Source organism: uncultured Traorella sp., from assembly GCF_944327115.1.
Lineage (GTDB): Bacteria > Bacillota_I > Bacilli_A > Erysipelotrichales > Erysipelotrichaceae > Traorella.
Genome location: NZ_CALVGS010000103.1, coordinates 1 through 3,516 on the forward strand (window position 1 = coordinate 1; position 3,516 = coordinate 3,516).

A 3,516-nucleotide genomic window follows, 5' to 3' on the forward strand; every position below is an offset into this window, starting at 1 on the left:
TTCATATATGACAGATGGTAATTTAGCAACCGCATTTATTCCTGATAGCAAGAGCGGGACATTGAATTACACCATATCTGATAACCATGATATGAATCACATCAAGGTGATCCAAAATGCCAATGCAATTTCAAATGCAAGCGTTTATGCGCGTTTATTGACTTCAAATGACTTAGCTCGTTTTGAAAGCACATGGATTAAGTTAGGTAATTTAGCGCAGACCGTAAATGAATTTATATTACCTGAAAATTCAATTCTATTGGATCTTAAATTTGAATGGGAGAATACAGATGTAAGCATCTCGGAGGTCATACTTTCAAAGGGGACTTATGTCGCAGCTAATAAAGAAGAGCTTAAAAAGCTTTTAGAAACCCCTGCGAATACTTCAACATGGACGAAGAGTGCTGCTGATAAATATGCAACGGCATTTGAAGCGTTAAAAGCAGTGTATGCAAGTGAATATGCTGATCAGAGCAGTATTGATACCGTCGTTTCTTCTATCAAGAATCTCTTAAATGCTCCTGAACTAAAAGGAGATATGACCCGGCTTCAAAAGATTGCAGATGATGCGTTAACAGATAGTGAAAATTATACAGCTCGTTCATGGCGGTTATATGATAATGCATTAAATGCGGTAAAAAATGCGATAGCTGATCCTGAAAATGTATCGATTGCTGATGTTGAAAAATTGGTTGTAGATTATGCTTCCGCAAAACAGGCACTTATATTCAATCCGTCGAATATGGAAGAGGCAATTCTTATGTCAGAATCTGAAAATGACTTCATTAACTCAATTGAAAAGGTAGAAAACACTTATACAAGTCATTCATGGAAGGCTTATCTTGAAGCAAAAAAGGTAATGGATGACTTGATTAAAAAGCATGAAGCGGAAAATATCCATCCAACACAATTTGCGCAGGCATTAAAAGATGTGAAATCTGCCAGAGAAGCTTTAGTGAATATTTCAGAATTAGCCGAAGCTATCACAGCTTTTGAAGCAGTAAATGAAAATCTTTATACAGATGCTTCTTATGCTGCTTATAAGAAAGCGGTGGATGAGGCCAGGGAATTGTTGATTGATGGCAGCAAAACTTCGGTCATATCTGCAGTTGTTTCGATTGAAAACGTTAGAAAACAACTGGTCATCAAAGATAACGACTCTCTCAATACGTTGAATGAGCTGATTGCTCAGCTTGAAAATCATGTGGAAGAAGATTATACTTCTGAAAGTTATTCAAAGTTGCAGAAAGCTCTAAACGAAGTAAAATCGTTAGATTTAAATAATCTGTCTTCTGAGCAGTTAAAAGATGCTGTCGCGAGATTAGATAAAGTCCAAAAAGAGCTGGTTTCAGTAAAAACATTGCATCAATGGATGGAAAAAGCGGATAAATTAGATCAGAAGCTCTATACAAAAGAGAGCTATGCAAAATTGTTAGACAGCGTAGAAAAGGCCAAAACTATTCTTGTAAGCGGAACTGCAGAAGCTGTTTCTCAGACAATTGTTTCTATTGAAGACGCTATTTTGAATTTAGCTGTTAAAGCAAATGCAGATGAAGTAAAAGCCTATGTCGATCAGATCGTTGTAGAAGATGCTTCTAAATATACATCAAAAACATATGAGCAATATGAGGATGCTTATCATACGCTTATAGCTTTGTCGAATGATCTTGATGATCTGTCTGTGGAACAATTCAATCAGGCTAAAACGGCATTTGAAACGGCTTATAAGAATTTAGTTATTAAAGATGATACGCAGAATGTAGGAGAACCAAGTGATACACCATCAACGAATGATAACAATAAGCTGGGTGTCTATGTGGGTCTGGTTGTACTCAGTACAGGTTTAATGCTTGTGCTTTTGAAAAAAAGCATACTAAGATTTAAAAAATCATCTTTGATCAGATAAAATGATGAAGGAGCGGATATACCATTCAAGTATATCCCTCTTTTTATATCACTGCAGACTATATCAGCAGAATAATAAATAGAACTGTCAAAATGAGGGTATTGATGCAATATAAAAATAATCAAAACAAGTGAAGGATTCGATATAGACACCAATGAAAAAAGCACCGGGGGTGCTTTTTAGATATCATAAATTTTAGAAAACTTGTCAATCAAATAATCTATATAGATATTTGGATCAAAAGGTTCATGACATACCTTTTCGATGATTTCATTAGCCTTATATAATGCTCCATACTGATGGATGTGCTCTCTTAGCCAATCCTCGATCAAAGAGAAATGATTGCCTGCCAATGCGACATCCACATCAATATCTTTTTTCATTGCTTTAAAGAATTGTGCCCCAAAGGCGCTTCCTAATGCATAAGTTGGAAAATAACCAAAGCTGCCGTCAGACCAATGGATATCCTGAAGAATGCCCTCGCTGGCATCCTGTGGACGAACACCCAGGTATTCTTCGTATTTATCTGCCCATATTTGATCAAGATGATCCATATCAATATGACCATTGATCATTTCTTTTTCAAGCTCATAACGTATCAGGATATGTAAAGGATAGGTCAGCTCATCGGCTTCTGTACGAATGAGCGAAGGCTGGGAAACATTGATCATTTCCATAAAATCATCAAAAGCAATGTTCTTCAGTTGATCAGGGAAGATTTCTTTTACTTTAGAAAAGTTATTGACCCAAAAGGATTTACGCTTTCCTATATAATTTTCAAGAAAACGGCTTTGTGATTCATGCATGCCACTGGTCATACTGCCACTAATATAAAGACCCTCCAGTTTTTCATCTACATGCATCATATATAAAGCATGTCCGTATTCATGAATGATCGTAAAGATTGAGCTTACTAGTGAATCTTCCACATATTTGTTTGTAATACGTACATCATGCAAAGAAAAACTGCAAGTAAAAGGATGAGCACTTAATCCCATATAACATTCCTTTGGATTAAAATTCATATAATCCTTTAAGACATCCATGACCTTTTCTTGCCCTTCAATATCAAATATTTGATGTAAAGGCTGATCGTCGATCTTTTTCCCTTCTTTTTGAAGTTTTTTAATAAAAGGAACCAGTCTTTCTTTGATACAGTTAAAGAAAATATCATATTTTTCAATCGTCATGCCGGTTTCATAATCATCCAGCATCGCATCATATAATGTCTTATCATACCCATAATAGCCATAGGCTTTCTTTTTCATTGCGATCAATTCTTTAAGCGTATCTTTAAAAAGTGTATAATCTTTTTCTTTTTTTGCTTTTTTCCAAGCCAGCTCACCTTTGGCTGTCAATTCCTGCATATAAATATAGAAATCACGTGGCAGCTTGCTGATACGATGAAGCTCTTTGAGAACCTGACGAATTTCTTCATTCATGATTTCTCCTAAATCCATCTTTGACATTTCTTCTAATTTTTCGATATTTTCAGGAGCTGTCTGATAATCAAAAGCTTCGCCGCCCAATAAAGACATCATCTTGATACGATAATCACTGCCATTTTCAGGAGCAATGGTGGACATATCAAAAAAGATCGTTGTTTCTGC

2 protein-coding genes are annotated in these 3,516 nt (G+C 35.7%); one reads left to right on the forward strand and one right to left on the reverse strand.

Annotated features, from left to right (window positions below; translation table 11 throughout):
- A partial coding sequence (locus Q0K35_RS09220; RefSeq protein WP_294562478.1) for a hypothetical protein occupies nt 1-1,906 on the forward strand: 1,906 nt, incomplete at its 5' end.
- A gap of 179 nt (nt 1,907-2,085) precedes the next feature.
- On the opposite strand, the gene Q0K35_RS09225 is transcribed toward Q0K35_RS09220, so the two are convergent.
- Nucleotides 2,086-3,516, reverse strand: a 1,431-nt coding sequence (locus Q0K35_RS09225) for a carboxypeptidase M32 (protein ID WP_294562479.1), incomplete at its 5' end; no start/stop codon positions are given.